We start from the raw sequence: 16,489 nt of genomic DNA on the forward strand, positions 1-16,489 counted from the left end.
GTTGTATCCCTCTGACCGCGTACATATCCGTTGCTGCGGTAACGGCGGCTTAGGGTTTCGCCCTTACGGCGACTCACTTTTTTTCAGACGCCAAAAAAGTAAGCAAAAAAAGGCTTGGGTATGACTCACCCACATGGGTTACAAACCAGTTCACTCACATAGGTAACGGTTTTAACTGGTAGGGTCGTTCCTACAGTTGTTCCGGGTACATATCCGTTGCTGCGGTAACGGCGGCTTAGGGTTTCGCCCTTACGGCGACTCACTTTTTTTCAAACGCCAAAAAAAGTAAGCAAAAAAGGCTTGCCCCACCACTCGGTGCCTCGCCTAGGCTCGGCATGCCCGCACTCCGGCATTGCTCCGTGGGCCGCCGCGAAGGGCCATCCATGGCCCAGCGCGGCTATCCCGGCATCCATGCCGGGATGCCCACTCCACAATGCCTGCGTTCGGCCATCGTGGTTAACGGGGCCTGGCAGATCAAAAGCAAAAGCAAAGGCGAGGCGGCCTGATGGCCGACCTGGGTTTGGTGGGAACCGCGTTTCTCCTGTGGGAGCCGGCTTGCTCGCGAAAGCATTCTCACAGTCGATGAAGATGTTGAATGTGCCGGCCTCTTCGCGAGCAAGCCCGCTCCCACAGGTTTTTGGGTTGTGTGCAGATGTCGTGAATACCTGCAAACCATGTGGGAGATGGGGTTGTTTGGGGTGCAGGGGCAGTTGGTTGGGGAGCCTCGGCGTTGGGGGTGACGGTTGTTGGTTAGGTTTTTGAGCGAGTACATATCCGTTTCTGCGGTAACGGCGGCTTAGGGTTTCGCCCTTACGGCGACTCACTTTTTTTCAGACGCCAAAAAAAGTAAGCAAAAAAGGCTTGGGTATGACTCACCCACATAGGTTACAAATCAGTTCACGCACATAGGTAACAGTTTTTAACTGGCAGGGTCGGTTTTCGAGGATCTGACCATGCCATGGCGAGAGCTGAAATCTATGGACCTGAAACTGCTATTCATCGCGGACTACATCAAAGGCCCGCCCAGCTTCAGTGCGCTTTGCCAGGCTTACGAGATCAGTCGCAAGACTGGCTATAAATGGGTCGAGCGGTATGAGAAGGAAGGGCCGGCGGGACTGGAAGAACATAGCCGTCGTCGGCTTACCCAGGAATGGGTGGTGCCCCTGGCTGTTCGCGAAGCGATCATTGAATTACGCGGTCGGGGTGAGACAGAGCCTGGCCCCAAGAAAATTCAGGCGGCTTTGCTTGAGCGTTTCCCTGACCAGGCGCCGCCATCAAAGACGTCGATCTACAACATTCTAAAGAAAGCTGAGCTGGTCAAACCACGCCGACTGCGTCAACGGGTGGCGGTTTATCCTAAACCACTGCAGAAAGCAGAGGCCCCCAACCAGTTATTCAGCGCCGATTACAAAGGCCAATTCCTGACAGGTGCGGGCGTCTGGTGCTATCCATTGACGATCATGGACCATGCCAGTCGTTTCTTGCTCGCTTGCCACAGCATGGCTAACACTAACTTCCAGGAAACACAGGCGGTGTTTACTCAGGTGTTTCGTGAGCATGGTCTGCCGGAGCGCATTCGTACCGACAATGGTGTTCCGTTTGCGAGTAAAGGGCGTGCGGGCCTTTCCCAGTTATCCATCTGGTGGTTGCGTCTAGGGATCATTCCTGAGCGGATCGCACCCGGCAGGCCGGAGCAAAATGGTCGACATGAACGTATGCATCGGACGTTGAAAAGTACTCTTCCGTCACCACCAGCAGTAGCGTGGGAGGCTAAACAACGGCACTTTGATCGTTTCAGGCAACATTACAACTACGAGCGTTTGCACGAGGCTCTGAAGCAGAAGACACCCGCGTCCTGCTATGAGCCTTCGCCCCGTCAATACCCTGAGAAGCTTCCCGAAATGACCTACCCGAGCCATATCGATAGCCTCCAAGCGGACTGCTCGGGCATCGTCAATCGCCATGGTCTACGGGTCTACGTCGGCTATGTGCTCAAGCACCAGACCATTGGACTGGAGCAAGTAGGGGACGGGATATGGGATGTTATCTTCGGTCCAATTATTCTTGGGCGGATTGATGTAAGAGATGCCATTGATGGCTACGTGACACTCCGGGTGTTACCTATGTGAGTGCACTTTTTTGTAACCCATGTGGGTGATCCGTATACTTGCCCCACCACTCGGTGCCTCGCCTAGGCTCGGCATGCCCGAACGAAGGCATTGCTCCGTGGGCCCGCCGCGATGGGCCATCCATGGCCCTGCGCGGCTATCCCGGCATCCATGCCGGGATGCCCACTCCACAATGCCTGCGTTCGGCCATCGTGGTTAACGGGGCCTGGTAGATCAAAAGCAAAAGCAAAGCGGCGGTATGGCCGACCTGATTCTCCCGGCTGTACCCCGGTCCAGTTGTGGGAGCGAGCCTGCTCGCGAAAGCGGAGGGTCAGTTTACAGTGAGGTTGGATGAGCTGGTCTCATCGCGAGCAGCCAGGGGCACCACCCATTCCTGGGTAAGCCGACGACGGCTATGTTCTTCCAGTCCCGCCGGCCCTTCCTTCTCATACCGCTCGACCCATTTATAGCCAGTCTTGCGACTGATCTCGTAAGCCTGGCAAAGCGCACTGAAGCTGGGCGGGCCTTTGATGTAGTCCGCGATGAATAGCAGTTTCAGGTCCATAGATTTCAGCTCTCGCCATGGCATGGTCAGATCCTCGAAAACCGACCCTGCCAGTTAAAAACTGTTACCTATGTGCGTGAACTGATTTGTAACCTATGTGGGTGAGTCATACCGGAAAGCGTTTTTGGTTACTTTTTTGGCGTTTGAAAAAAGTGACCCGCTGTAAGAGCGGAACCGCCGGTAGCCGTTACCGCAGAAACGGATATACCCCCTTTTCTGAAAGCAAAATCCTAGGAGATTTCCTTCAAGTTGTAGCGAACTTGGTGAACTTGTCCGGCGTCTGTCTCGTGGCTAGTCTGGGGTTGTCACCGAAAAAAACGGTGACACGGACGTGCAAGTCCGAAAAACTGTTTAGGATGCGACGCTACATCGCTCAGGGGCTTTCTTCTGCCCGCTGGCTTTATGGCGGCTGCACGCGGGAGATCCTTGGATCTGCTGGGTGTCCTAAACAGGCCCGGTCTTGCACACCTGCGTACGGCCGCCACCCTCATTCGCGTGCAAGCGAACGGTGACGGTTTCCATTTAACTGTTTAGGAAATCTCAAATGTTCAAAGTAACTCCAAATCCGCCAGGAGACCCTGGCAAGACCCCCAGCAAATCCTCGAAACCCAAAAAACTCGACGAAGCCGCCGAACGCGCCCTCGATTACTACCTCAATCCCAAACCCACCGATAAAGCCTCGGGAAAACCCCAAACCGCCCAACTGTTCATGGTCGCCCCGGACATCGACACCGAAACCCTACTGGCCAACGCCTGCGAAGACCTACTGTCCATCAGCGCCATCGCGGCCGACCTGGCAGATGACGTCGACGGCTCGCGCCGTAGCGTGATCTTGGCGCTCAGTCGAATGGCGGATGGGGTGCATTTGTTGGTGGAGCGGGCGATGGATCGGCTAGAAGTTCAAGCGTCAGTCTGAAAAAACTGTAGGGAATTGAAGATCGCCTTCGCGAGCAGGCTCGCGAAGGCGGCAGCCCAGACACCACAAAGTGTATGGCGAGGGAGCTGCCTGGAACGACGAGGCAGCCTAGATCAACCCCTTCTCATCATCATCGATCAACCGGCTCAACCCACCCAAGGCTTCACGAGCCTGGTTGCGGTCCATCAGTTTGGCCTGGGCCGCCGGCGGCAGGTCGGTGACGCGGATGACGCCTTTGCTGGTCAGCACCTGGATCAAGTCATCGAGTACCCGGATCATCTCGAGGTCGCTCTGCTTGAGCTGCTTGAGGCTGTTTTCCACCGCCTGGTTGGCGAACCAGTCCTGGATCTCGTGGTTGTCGGCCGGCAAGGTTTCGGTGGCCTCGGCGTAAGCAGTGGCTTCTACGCGCACCAGCAGGCCTTGTGCATCGCGTTGCACATAAAACATTGGGCATCCCTCATGTATGAAGCGGCGTCATGCTGGGCAGCATAGCCAACTTAGGGGGAGTATGAACACTTATCCCGTGGCGAGGGAGCAGCTCCCTCGCCACGGATCGAGTGTCAGCTTCAGCTGTTGTTGTGGTCGACCTTGATGGTCGGGTCGCTGCCGGCGATCAACGAGTTCAGGTTGACGTTCGACCAGTTGTTGCCCTCAAGCTTGATCGTCACATCCGGCGTCGCCGCCGCACCGTTGGCCGCGTTGAACTGGCCGGAGGTGCTGACTTGCAGGGAGGACACGCCATCGACCGTGCTGATTTTCAGGAAGTGGTCGATGGTGCTGCCGGTTTCGCCCTGCAACAGGTCCCGCAGGTCGATCCGGTCACCGTCGCCGGCCTTGAAGTCCTTGATCACATCATTGCCGGTGTCGCCGGACTTCCAGACAAACGTATCGCCGCCCAGGCCTCCGATCAGGGTGTCGTTGCCCTTGCCGCCAATCAGGGTGTCGCTGCCGCTGCCGCCGAGCAGGATGTCATTGCCCTTGCCACCGTCCAGCCAGTCGTTACCGCCCTGGCCGAAGAGGATGTCATTGCCGGCGCCGCCCAGCAGGGTGTCGTTGCCGTCATGGGCGCCGGACACATCGAACGCGGTGTAGTGCTCGGTGATGTACTGGTGCACGTTGGCGGTGGTGACCTTGCTCGCGTCCACGCCACTTTGTTGGGCGACAAACGACTGGATGGCCTGGTAACCCTCGCCGGCGATGCCGTTGAAGCTCACCAGGTCGCCGAACAGGATGTCGTTGCCGTCGCCGCCATTGACCGTGTCGGCACCTGGCATCGTCGCTTCGGTGTGGCCGATGATCGAGTTGGCCAGGTCCTTGGGGTCGATGTTGGTTTGCGGTTTGCCGTCCGAGTCGTAGGGGGCGAGATCGGACAGGGTGACGCCGTTGTTCAGGCCGATGGCTTCAACGTTGCTCAGGCCTTTGAGCAGCGTGAAGCTGGCCGTTGAGCCGTCCGCCGCCGAGGAGTCGCCCCACCAGCCGCCGGCCAGGTTGGAGAACTCGAACGTACCGTTGCCCTCGGCATGCACCGTGCCGACGTAACTCTCATTCCAGTTGTTCTTGCCGCTCTTGGTCGACAGGTACATGTCCCCATTTTCTTCGATGATGAATTTGTGTGTGCTGTCGATCGTCTGGGTGTAGTACTTGCCAACGGTGTAGTTGGCCGCGCTCAGGACGTCGTCGAGCTTGACGGTGCCGTACAACACTGGGTTTGTCTCTTCGCCGGACTGGTAGCGCGTTGGCTCACCGTCGGTGATGAAGTACGTCAGGTTCTTCGCGCCGGTATTACTCAGGGCCTGGGTGCTGTTGAAGAAGTTTGCGGTGGTCTTGAACACGTCTTCATAGTTGGTATTGCCGCCGGACACCATCGAGTCGAGCACGCTCTTGAGCAGTGTCAGCGCGTTCGGGTCGTTGAGGTTGACCGCAACGTTCTTGTTTACCTGGTTATCGAAGTCCGCCAGGAAGATGTTTACCGTCCCGGAATTGCTGCCCAGGCTCTGCTTGAGCGTGTTGAACACCTGAGTCAGCGAGTTCTTCGCGGCGGTAACGGACGACGAACTCATGCTGCCGGAGCTGTCGACCATGAAGGCGATGTTGTAGTTGACGCCCGGCACCACGGTCAGGCCGCCGATGTCGGCGACCACGATGTCGTTGCCGTCGGTACCGGTGACATTGTCGCTGCCGGAGGTGGCGGTGACTGCGTTATAGGTCGCCGGGTAGACGGTGACCGGGATGTGGGCTGTGGTTACTGCCGACCCGCCGAGGGCTTCGGTGGAAGTCGAGGTCACGGTCAGGTTGATCTGGCCGTTGAAGTAGGTCGGTGGCGTCAGGTTGAGGCTGCCCAGGTTCCAGCCAGTGACCGAGGCTTCGCCGTTGGCGCCCACGGTCACGGTGTGACCTGCGCCGTCGCTCAACACGCTGCCTTCCGGCATGCCGCCGATCTTCACGCTCAGGCTTTCGGAGCCGTCGGTGTCGGTCAGGGCGGTGGTGATCTTCGACAGGTTCACGCTGCCGCCTTCGGCGCCTTCGTTGAGCTTGAAGCCGTCGTAGTAGCCTTCGCCGTTGGTGCCGTGCAGGTCGGAAACGGACACGCCGGCATTCACCAGGTCTGCGACACCGGTATAGAGCGGCACACCGGCATTGCTCAGGTCCACAGGCGTGCTGCCGTTGACCGACAGGTTCACGTCGTAGCTGCCTGGGCCGGTCTGGTTGTGGTGGTAGATGTCCAGGGTGTAGTAGCCGCTGGTGGTCGGTGTGAACGAACCGTTCAACTGACCGCCCGCACCCCACGTGGTCGCCGCGGCGGTCTTGCCACCGATGGTCACCAACAGGCTGTCATCGCCCGTGCCGCTGAAGGTGTAGGTCTTGCCGGCTTCGAGGAAAATCAGGCCCGAGGTTTTCGACGCGGTGCCCGGATTGACGTTGCCGTCGTTCTGCACGTTGCTCACGTTGGTGCTGCTGTTCGGCGTGCCGGCAGCATCGATCACCGACTTAAGCGTGCCGGACGGCGCGCCGCTGCCATCGGTGCCCAGGCCTGACAGGCCGGTCCAGACTTCCTTGATCAAACCGGTGGAGGTCACGTTGTTGCCAGCCACGTTGAGGCTCGGTGCGTCGGCGACCGGCGTGATGTCGATCTTCACGGTGCTGGTATTGCCCAGCGTCTGGCCGTCGGTTGGCTGGAAGCTGATCTGCGCGTAATCGGCCTTCTGGTTGCCCACGCCGGCCGGGTTGCCGTTGGCACCGGATTCATTGGCGTCGGGTGTAAAGCGCAGCTTGCCAGCGTCGATGTCAGCCTTGGTGAAGGTCTGGTTGTTGGCCACGTCCTTCCAGGTTGCGCCGTCCAGGTACTGCAACTTGCCGTCACCTGGCAGACCGGTGATTTTCACGCCCTGGCTGGCGGCGGCGCTGTCTACGTCGCTGATGCCGAACGTCGACCAGCCGAGGACCAGCGAAGTGTCTTCGGTACCCGTCACGGCGCCACCGGTGGCTACTGGCGCGTCGTTGACCCCGACCACGTTCACGGTGGTGGTCGCCGTGTTGGAATAACTCGTGCCGTCGGTCACCGTCACGGTGATGACGCGCGGTACGGTGCTTGGATCTTCGCTGTTGTTGATGAAGCTGATGTTTTTGATCTGCTGCATGTAGTCGGCCAGCGTCGCATTGCCTGTCAGCGTCAGGACGACTTTGCCGTCGGTGCTATTGGCGTTGATGCTGATGCCGTTGACGCTATTGCCCAGGTTCAGATGATCGCCAGGCTGACGGTTGGTCAGCACGATGGTGGCGCCGGTCAGCATGGTGCTGTCCGGGTCGGTGATCTTCAGGTCGGTGTCGCCGATGGACACGCCCGGGCCGGTGGTGCCTTCGGTGAAGGTCACCTGGTAATCGGCACCGGTCTTACCGCTGGAGTTGTTGGCGTCCAGGTCGAGGACTGGCGGCGCGTCGTTGTCGATGATCGAGGTGCTGACGCTGCCGTTGGTCCCGCTGACCGCCAGGTGCTCGAAGTTACCACCGGTGGCCGAGTCGATATTGACCACGAAGTTTTCGGTGCCTTCGGTGATTTTGTCGTCCAGGGTGGCCACGTTGAAGTTGGCGCTGGTGGCGTTGGCCGGAATCTTCACGGTGTAGACGCCGGTGAAGTCCGTGCCGTCAGCGGCGGTGCCGCTGTAGACGATCTTCACCGTCACCTCGGTTTGCGCCGGGTTCGTCAGGCTGACGGTGTACGTAGCCGCCTGGCCTTCGGTGACCGATGAGCTGCCAGTGATGCTGACCGTGGTGTTGTCAGGGGTGTCGGTGACTGAAGTTACCGCTGGCGTGGTGCTCGGTACCAGATGCTCGAAATTGCCGCCGGTGGCCGTCTTGATCGTTGCCTCGACGCTGCCGGAATCCTTGTAGACGTCATCTTTTGGCGCATCGACGGTCACGGTGCCGGTCTTGGCGCCTGCGGCGATGTTGATGACGGCGCCGTTGCTCAGCGTCACGGTGACAGGCGAACCGGCAGCGTTGGTCAGGGTCGCGGTGTAGGTGATCTGGCCACCCTCGGCGACCGAACCGGTGGCGCTCAGGCTCAGGTCGGTGGTGTCTTGGACATCGGTGACAGTGGTGCCAGCAGGCTTGCCGTCGATTTCCAGGTTTTCGTAATTGCCACCTTTCGCGTCGTCGATCTTGACGCTGAGGTTGCTGCCGCCCGCGAGGGCATCGTTAGGCGCAGTGAAGTTCACCGAGCCGGAGCTTTCGCCGACTGGGATGGTGATGCTTTGACCGTTCGACAGGGTCACGACGAGCGGAGCGCCCGTTACCGGAGCATTCACCGAAGCGGTGTAAACCACGGTGCCGCCTTCACCCACGGAAGGAGAAGCCGTCAGGCTGACAGTCGAAGTGTCGAGCGTATCGGTAACGTCAGTGACAGCAGGCGTGGTGCTCGGCACCAGGTTTTCGAAGTTGCCACCGGTGGCTTTATCGATGCTGACTTCGACCTTGCCCGAGTCTTTGTAGACGTCGTCCTTCGGCGCGTCGACGGTTACGGTACCGGTCTTGGCGCCGGCGGCGATGTTGATGACTGCGCCGTTGCTCAGGGTAACGGTGACCGGTGAACCCGCAGCGTTGGTCAGGGTGGCGGTGTAAACGATGGAGCCGCCTTCAGCCACAGTATCGGTAGCCGAGAGGGTCAGGCCAGTCGCGTCTTCAACGTCAGTAACGGTCGTGTCGGCAGGTTTGCCATCGATTTCCAGATTTTCGTAGTTGCCACCTTTCGCGTCGTCGATCTTGACGCTGAGGTTGCTGCCGCCCGCGAGGGCGTCATTCGGCGCAGTGAAGTTCACCGAGCCAGAGCTTTCGCCGACGGGGATAGTGATGGATTGGCCGTTGCTCAACGTCACGACGAGCGGAGCGCCGGTTACCGGAGCGTTAACCGACGCGGTGTAGACCACGGTGCCGCCTTCGCCTACGGAAGGAGAAGCCGTCAGGCTGACAGTCGAAGTGTCGAGCGTATCGGTAACGTCAGTGACAGCAGGCGTGGTGCTCGGCACCAGGTTCTCGAAGTTGCCACCGGTGGCTTTATCGATGCTGACTTCGACTTTGCCCGAGTCTTTGTAGACATCGTCCTTCGGTGCATCGACGGTCACGGTACCGGTCTTGGCGCCAGCGGCGATGTTGATGACTGCGCCGTTGCTCAAGGTGATGGTGACAGGCGAACCGGCGGCGTTGGTCAGGGTCGCGGTGTAGACGATGGATCCGCCTTCAGCGACGGTATCCGTTGCCGAGAGGGTCAGGCCAGTCGCGTCTTCAACGTCAGTAACGGTCGTGTCGGCAGGCTTGCCATCGATTTCCAGATTTTCGTAGTTGCCACCTTTCGCGTCGTCGATCTTGACGCTCAGGTTGCTGCCGCCAGCGAGGGCATCGTTAGGCGCAGTGAAGTTCACCGAGCCGGAGCTTTCGCCGACTGGGATAGTGATGCTTTGACCGTTCGACAGGGTGACGACGAGCGGAGCGCCGGTTACCGGAGCATTGACCGAAGCGGTGTAGACCACGACACCACCTTCACCCACGGAAGGTGTGGCTGTGAGGCTGACAGTCGAAGTGTTGAGGGTGTCAGTGACGTCAGTGACCGCAGGGGCAGTGCTCGGCACCAGGTTTTCGAAGTTACCACCGGTGGCTTTGTCGATGGTGACTTCGACTTTGCCGGAGTCTTTGTAGACATCATCCTTCGGCGCATCAACGGTCACGGTGCCAGTCTTGGCGCCGGCGGCGATGTTGATGACGGCGCCGTTGCTCAGCGTAATCGTGACAGGCGAGCCGGCGGCATTCGTCAGGGTCGCGGTGTAAACAATCGAGCCACCCTCCGCAACGGTATCGGTCGCGGACAAGGTCAGGCCAGTCGTGTCCTGCGTATCGGTGACTGCGGTATCCGCAGGCTTGCCGTCGATTTCCAGATTTTCGTAGTTGCCGCCTTTCGCGTCGTCGATCTTGACGCTGAGGTTGCTGCCGCCCGACACCGCGTCATTAGGTGCGGTGAAGTTCACCGAGCCGGAGCTTTCGCCGACGGGGATGGTGATGCTTTGACCGTTCGACAGGGTGACAACCAGTGGCGCGCCGGTTACCGGAGCGTTTACCGATGCGGTGTAGACCACGACACCACCTTCACCCACGGAAGGTGTGGCTGTGAGGCTGACAGTCGAGGTGTTGAGGGTGTCAGTGACGTCAGTGACCGCAGGCGCCGTGCTCGGCACCAGGTTCTCGAAGTTGCCACCGGTGGCTTTATCGATGCTGACTTCGACTTTGCCCGAGTCTTTGTAGACATCGTCCTTCGGTGCATCGACGGTCACGGTACCGGTCTTGGCGCCAGCGGCGATGTTGATGACTGCGCCGTTGCTCAGGGTAACGGTGACCGGTGAACCCGCAGCGTTGGTCAGGGTGGCGGTGTAAACGATGGAGCCGCCTTCAGCCACAGTATCGGTAGCCGAGAGGGTCAAGCCAGTCGCGTCTTCAACGTCAGTAACGGTCGTGTCGGCAGGCTTGCCATCGATTTCCAGATTTTCGTAGTTGCCACCTTTCGCGTCGTCGATCTTGACGCTCAGGTTGCTGCCGCCAGCGAGGGCATCGTTAGGCGCAGTGAAGTTCACCGAGCCGGAGCTTTCGCCGACTGGGATGGTGATGGACTGGCCGTTCGAAAGGGTGACGACGAGCGGAGCGCCGGTTACTGGAGCATTGACCGAAGCGGTGTAAACCACGGTGCCGCCTTCACCCACGGAAGGAGAAGCCGTCAGGCTGACAGTCGAAGTATCGAGGGTATCAGTCACATCGGTAACGGCAGGCGCAGTGCTCGGCACCAGGTTCTCGAAGTTGCCGCCAGTGGCTTTATCGATGCTGACTTCGACTTTGCCGGAATCCTTGTAGACGTCATCTTTTGGCGCATCGACGGTCACGGTGCCGGTCTTGGCGCCTGCGGCGATGTTGATCACCGCGCCGTTGCTCAAGGTGATGGTGACAGGCGAACCGGCGGCGTTGGTCAGGGTCGCGGTGTAGACGATGGATCCGCCTTCAGCGACGGTATCGGTAGCCGAGAGGGTCAGGCCAGTCGCGTCTTCAACGTCAGTAACGGTCGTGTCGGCAGGCTTGCCATCGATTTCCAGGTTTTCGTAGTTGCCGCCCTTGGCGTCGTCGATCTTGACGCTGAGGTTGCTGCCGCCCGCGAGGGCATCGTTAGGCGCAGTGAAGTTCACCGAGCCAGAGCTTTCGCCGACGGGGATAGTGATGGATTGGCCGTTGCTCAACGTCACGACGAGCGGAGCGCCGGTTACCGGAGCGTTAACCGACGCGGTGTAGACCACGGTGCCGCCTTCGCCTACGGAAGGAGAAGCCGTCAGGCTGACAGTCGAAGTGTCGAGCGTATCGGTAACGTCAGTGACAGCAGGCGTGGTGCTCGGCACCAGGTTCTCGAAGTTGCCGCCAGTAGCTTTATCGATGCTGACTTCAACTTTGCCGGAATCTTTGTAGACGTCGTCCTTCGGTGCATCGACGGTCACAGTGCCAGTCTTGGCGCCGGCGGCGATATTGATCACTGCGCCGTTGCTCAAGGTGACGGTGACAGGCGAACCCGCAGCGTTGGTCAGGGTGGCGGTGTAGACGATGGAGCCGCCTTCAGCCACAGTATCGGTAGCCGAGAGGGTCAGGCCAGTCGCGTCTTCAACGTCAGTAACGGTCGTGTCGGCAGGCTTGCCATCGATTTCCAGATTTTCGTAGTTGCCACCTTTCGCGTCGTCGATCTTGACGCTGAGGTTGCTGCCGCCCGCGAGGGCATCGTTCGGTGCGGTGAAGTTCACCGAGCCGGAGCTTTCGCCGACGGGGATGGTGATGGACTGGCCGTTGCTCAGGGTCACGACGAGCGGAGCGCCGGTTACCGGAGCATTGACCGAAGCGGTGTAGACCACGGTGCCGCCCTCGCCAACTGTCGAAGTGGCGGTGAGCGAAACGGTGCTGGTGTCCAGGGTGTCGGTGACATCAGTAACGGCTGGTGCCGTGCTCGGCACCAGGTTCTCGAAGTTGCCACCGGTGGCTTTATCGATGCTGACTTCGACTTTGCCCGAGTCTTTGTAGACATCGTCCTTCGGTGCATCGACGGTCACGGTACCAGTCTTGGCGCCGGGGGCGATATTGATCACTGCGCCGTTGCTCAAGGTGATGGTGACAGGCGAACCGGCGGCGTTGGTCAGGGTGGCGGTGTAAACGATGGAGCCGCCTTCAGCCACAGTATCGGTAGCCGAGAGGGTCAGGCCAGTCGCGTCTTCAACGTCAGTAACGGTCGTGTCGGCAGGCTTGCCATCGATTTCCAGATTTTCGTAGTTGCCACCTTTCGCGTCGTCGATCTTGACGCTGAGGTTGCTGCCGCCCGCGAGGGCATCGTTCGGTGCGGTGAAGTTCACCGAGCCGGAGCTTTCGCCGACGGGGATGGTGATGGACTGGCCGTTGCTCAGGGTCACGACGAGCGGAGCGCCGGTTACCGGAGCATTGACCGAAGCGGTGTAGACCACGGTGCCGCCCTCGCCAACTGTCGAAGTGGCGGTGAGCGAAACGGTGCTGGTGTCCAGGGTGTCGGTGACGTCGGTAACAGCGGGTGCAGTGCTCGGCACCAGGTTTTCGAAGTTGCCGCCAGTAGCTTTATCGATGCTGACCTCAACCTTGCCCGAGTCTTTGTAGACGTCGTCCTTCGGTGCGTCGACGGTTACGGTACCGGTCTTGGCGCCCGCGGCGATGTTGATGACGGCGCCGTTGCTCAGCGTCACGGTGACAGGCGAACCGGCAGCGTTGGTCAGGGTCGCGGTGTAAACGATGGAGCCGCCCTCGGCGACGGTATCGGTCGCGGACAAGGTCAGACCAGTCGTGTCCTGAGTATCGGTGACTGCGGTATCCGCAGGCTTGCCGTCGATTTCCAGGTTCTCGTAATTGCCACCTTTCGCGTCGTCGATCTTGACGCTCAGGTTGCTGCCGCCAGCGAGGGCATCGTTAGGCGCAGTGAAGTTCACCGAGCCGGAGCTTTCGCCCACAGGGATAGTGATGGATTGGCCGTTGCTCAACGTCACGACGAGCGGAGCGCCGGTTACCGGAGCGTTAACCGACGCGGTGTAGACCACGGTGCCGCCTTCGCCTACGGAAGGAGAAGCCGTCAGGCTGACAGTCGAAGTGTCGAGCGTATCGGTAACGTCAGTGACAGCAGGCGTGGTGCTCGGCACCAGGTTCTCGAAGTTGCCGCCAGTAGCTTTATCGATGCTGACTTCAACTTTGCCGGAATCTTTGTAGACGTCGTCCTTCGGTGCATCGACGGTCACAGTGCCAGTCTTGGCGCCGGCGGCGATATTGATCACTGCGCCGTTGCTCAAGGTGACGGTGACAGGCGAACCCGCAGCGTTGGTCAGGGTGGCGGTGTAAACGATGGAGCCGCCTTCAGCCACAGTATCGGTAGCCGAGAGGGTCAGGCCAGTCGCGTCTTCAACGTCAGTAACGGTCGTGTCGGCAGGCTTGCCATCGATTTCCAGATTTTCGTAGTTGCCACCTTTCGCGTCGTCGATCTTGACGCTGAGGTTGCTGCCGCCCGCGAGGGCATCGTTCGGTGCGGTGAAGTTCACCGAGCCGGAGCTTTCGCCGACGGGGATGGTGATGGACTGGCCGTTGCTCAGGGTCACGACGAGCGGAGCGCCGGTTACCGGAGCATTGACCGAAGCGGTGTAGACCACGGTGCCGCCCTCGCCAACTGTCGAAGTGGCGGTGAGCGAAACGGTGCTGGTGTCCAGGGTGTCGGTGACATCAGTAACGGCTGGTGCCGTGCTCGGCACCAGGTTCTCGAAGTTGCCACCGGTGGCTTTATCGATGCTGACTTCGACTTTGCCCGAGTCTTTGTAGACATCGTCCTTCGGTGCATCGACGGTCACGGTACCAGTCTTGGCGCCGGGGGCGATATTGATCACTGCGCCGTTGCTCAAGGTGATGGTGACAGGCGAACCGGCGGCGTTGGTCAGGGTGGCGGTGTAAACGATGGAGCCGCCTTCAGCCACAGTGTCCGTCGCGGAGAGCGTCAGGTCCGTAGTGTCAGCCGAATCATTGATGGTGGTGACGGCTGGCGTGGTGCTTGGGACCAGGTTCTCAAAATTGCCGCCCGAGGTGCCGGCGATGGTGGTGCTGACGGTGCTGCCGTTGTTGTAGACATCATTCGCCGGGGTATCGACAGCGACGGTGCCAGTGGTTGCGCCAGCGGCGATGTTGATGATCGCGCCGTTGCTCAACGTCACGGTGACGGGCGTTTGTGCCGGGTTGCTCAACGTGGCGGTGTAGGTGATCTGGCCGCCTTCGGTGATGGTTTCGCTGGCGGTCAGGGTCAGGTCGGTGGTGTCGGCCGAATCATTGATCGTGGTGACGGCTGGCGTGGTGCTCGGAACCAGGTTCTCGAAGTTGCCACCGGAGGTGCCAGCAATGGTGGTGCTGACGGTGCTGCCGTTGTTGTAGACATCGTTCGCCGGGGTATCGACAGCCACAGTGCCAGTGGTCTGGCCTGCGGCGATATTGATCACGGCGCCGTTGCTCAGGGTCACGGTTACCGGAGTTTGGGCCGGGTTGGTCAGCGTGGCGGTGTAGGTGATCTGGCCGCCTTCGGTCACTTCGGGGGACGCGGACAGGGTCAGGCCAGTGGTGTCAGCCGAATCATTGATGGTGGTGACTGCAGGCGTGGTGCTAGGGACCAGGTTCTCGAAGTTGCCACCGGTTGCGCCCGTAATCGTGGTGCTGACGGTGCTGCTGTTGTTATAGACGTCGTTCGCCGGGGTATCGACCGCGACGGTGCCAGTGGTCTGGCCGGCGGCGATGGTGATGACCGAGCCGTTGCTCAAGGTCACGGTAACGGGGGTCTGTGCGGGGTTGGTCAGCGTGGCGGTGTAAGTGATCTGGCCGCCTTCGGTGATGGTTTCGCTGGCGGTCAGCGTCAGGTCGGTTGTATCGGCCGAATCAGTGATCGTAGTAACGGCCGGTGTGGTGCTTGGGACCAGGTTCTCGAAATTGCCACCGGTTGCGCCGGTGATGGTGGTGCTGACGGTGCTGCCATTGTTGTAGACATCATTCGCCGCGGTATCGACCGCGACGGTGCCGGTGGTCTGGCCGGCTGCAATGGTAATGACCGAGCCGTTGCTCAACGTCACGGTGACCGGGGTTTGTGCCGGGTTGGTCAACGTGGCGGTATAGGTGATCTGGCCGCCTTCGGTAACGGTGTTGCCTGCGCTCAAGGTGACGGTCGTGGTGTCGACGGTGTCGGTGATTTGAGTCACGGCGGGGGTGGTGGGCACGGTCACGGCGATGCCGTTGCCACCGGTGGTGCCGGTGACGGTCACGCTGATCTGGCTTGGGTCGTTATAGACCGTGTCGTTTGGTGCAAGCGGTACGTTGACGGTACCGGTCAGTTGCCCGGCCGGGATGACGATGACGGCGCCGTTGGACAAGGTCACGCTCAGGTTGGTCTGCGGGGCCTGGGTCACGGTTGCGGTGTAGACCAGCACGCCACCGGCCTCGGTCAGGGTCGGCGTGGCGCTCAAGGTCATGGTCGCATTGAGCACGGCGTTGGCGGTTGTATCGGGCGTGGTGTCGCCACCCAGGATGTTGTCATCCGTGGCGGCAGCCGCCGCGAGGCCTTCCGTCGGGAAGCCGATGGTAGGGTCGACACTGCCAGCCGTGGCGTCCAGCACCACAACGCTGTGGCCACCCCCGGCGGCACCGCCAGTACCGGCAGCGGTTGGGCCGGCGGCGGTGGCTTCCAGGGCGGTCGTCGGGTCGACGCCCGCGGCGATGGCTTGTTGCAGTTCATCTACAGAGGGCGCGGCTTGGGCGGCGGCCTGTTCAAGATCCGTGGAAGAGTCCGGCGCATTGGCGCTCCACTGAGTGTCGCGGCCCAGGTCGAGCGTGCGGCCATCGGCCAGTTCCAGTGTGACGGCGCCAGCAGGGCCGGTGTCCAACTGGTCGCCCACGTTAAGGCGATCGCCTTCAATGAGTACACGCCGAATGCCCTCGGGGGATACGACGAAAACCTGACCAACAATGCTTTTGACAACGGCAATAACACTGCTCATTGAAGACTCTCCGGGTACCACGTTCAGTAGACTTCCATGGACCCGACAGCCTCGTTGGCTATAGCGGTCTGGACGTTCATGCTCACTAAGGGAAAATGTTTTGACGCTTTCAGTTTGACAATTTATTGACGGCCAACCTGGATGATTTTAGTTGCTGCCAAACTATTGACCTTCTGCCGGCCATCCTAAACAATCGCTTCCGTAATGTCACATTGATATTTAAGCGGCAACCTGTTCTTTCGGTGCGAGTTCCAGCTCCTTTTTGAACTTTCCGACATACGGTCATTCCGGTTGCCATCATCCG

The 16,489-nt window shown here is 60.0% G+C and carries 5 protein-coding genes and 1 pseudogene; 3 read left to right on the forward strand and 3 right to left on the reverse strand.

The genetic code is table 11. The features are described 5' to 3' along the window. Positions 1 to 359 precede the first annotated feature (359 nt). Positions 360 to 506: a hypothetical protein gene (locus tag J3P79_RS01160; RefSeq protein WP_434611639.1), complete on the forward strand. Its 147-nt coding sequence runs from the start codon at positions 360 to 362 to the stop codon at positions 504 to 506. A gap of 447 nt (positions 507 to 953) precedes the next feature. Further along, positions 954 to 2,129: an integrase core domain-containing protein gene (locus tag J3P79_RS01165; RefSeq protein WP_434607505.1), complete on the forward strand. Its 1,176-nt coding sequence runs from the start codon at positions 954 to 956 to the stop codon at positions 2,127 to 2,129. 343 nt (positions 2,130 to 2,472) lie between these two features. On the opposite strand, the pseudogene J3P79_RS01170 reads toward J3P79_RS01165, so the two are convergent. After that, positions 2,473 to 2,697, reverse strand: a pseudogene (locus J3P79_RS01170) (helix-turn-helix domain-containing protein); the annotation flags it as partial. Positions 2,698 to 3,217: 520 nt separating this feature from the next. Between J3P79_RS01170 and J3P79_RS01175 the strand changes: the two are divergent. Then, entirely contained in the window at positions 3,218 to 3,589 is a 372-nt protein-coding gene (locus J3P79_RS01175) for a DUF6124 family protein (protein ID WP_434607507.1), read from the forward strand. Positions 3,590 to 3,697: 108 nt separating this feature from the next. Here J3P79_RS01175 and J3P79_RS01180 read toward each other — a convergent pair whose 3' ends face one another. Together J3P79_RS01180 and J3P79_RS01185 are read right to left on the reverse strand one after the other, a co-directional pair. Further along, the gene (locus tag J3P79_RS01180; RefSeq protein ID WP_014335964.1) at positions 3,698 to 4,036 is read right to left on the reverse strand and encodes a hypothetical protein; all 339 of its coding nucleotides are present in this window, start codon (positions 4,034 to 4,036) and stop codon (positions 3,698 to 3,700) included. 119 nt (positions 4,037 to 4,155) lie between these two features. Next, positions 4,156 to 16,185, reverse strand: coding sequence for a retention module-containing protein (locus tag J3P79_RS01185; RefSeq protein WP_434607509.1), 12,030 nt, complete (start codon positions 16,183 to 16,185; stop codon positions 4,156 to 4,158). Between the last annotated feature and the right edge of the window lie 304 nt (positions 16,186 to 16,489).

It is taken from the genome of Pseudomonas sp. R1-7, assembly GCF_051132105.1.
GTDB lineage: Bacteria > Pseudomonadota > Gammaproteobacteria > Pseudomonadales > Pseudomonadaceae > Aquipseudomonas.

Bases quoted from the DNA above. Each gene is read 5' to 3' on its own strand.
- J3P79_RS01180 (WP_014335964.1), bottom strand. From the start codon at position 4,036: ATGTTTTATGTGCAACGCGATGCACAAGGCCTGCTGGTGCGCGTAGAA.
- J3P79_RS01185 (WP_434607509.1), bottom strand. From the start codon at position 16,185: ATGAGCAGTGTTATTGCCGTTGTCAAAAGCATTGTTGGTCAGGTTTTC.
- J3P79_RS01165 (WP_434607505.1), top strand. From the start codon at position 954: ATGCCATGGCGAGAGCTGAAATCTATGGACCTGAAACTGCTATTCATC.
- J3P79_RS01175 (WP_434607507.1), top strand. From the start codon at position 3,218: ATGTTCAAAGTAACTCCAAATCCGCCAGGAGACCCTGGCAAGACCCCC.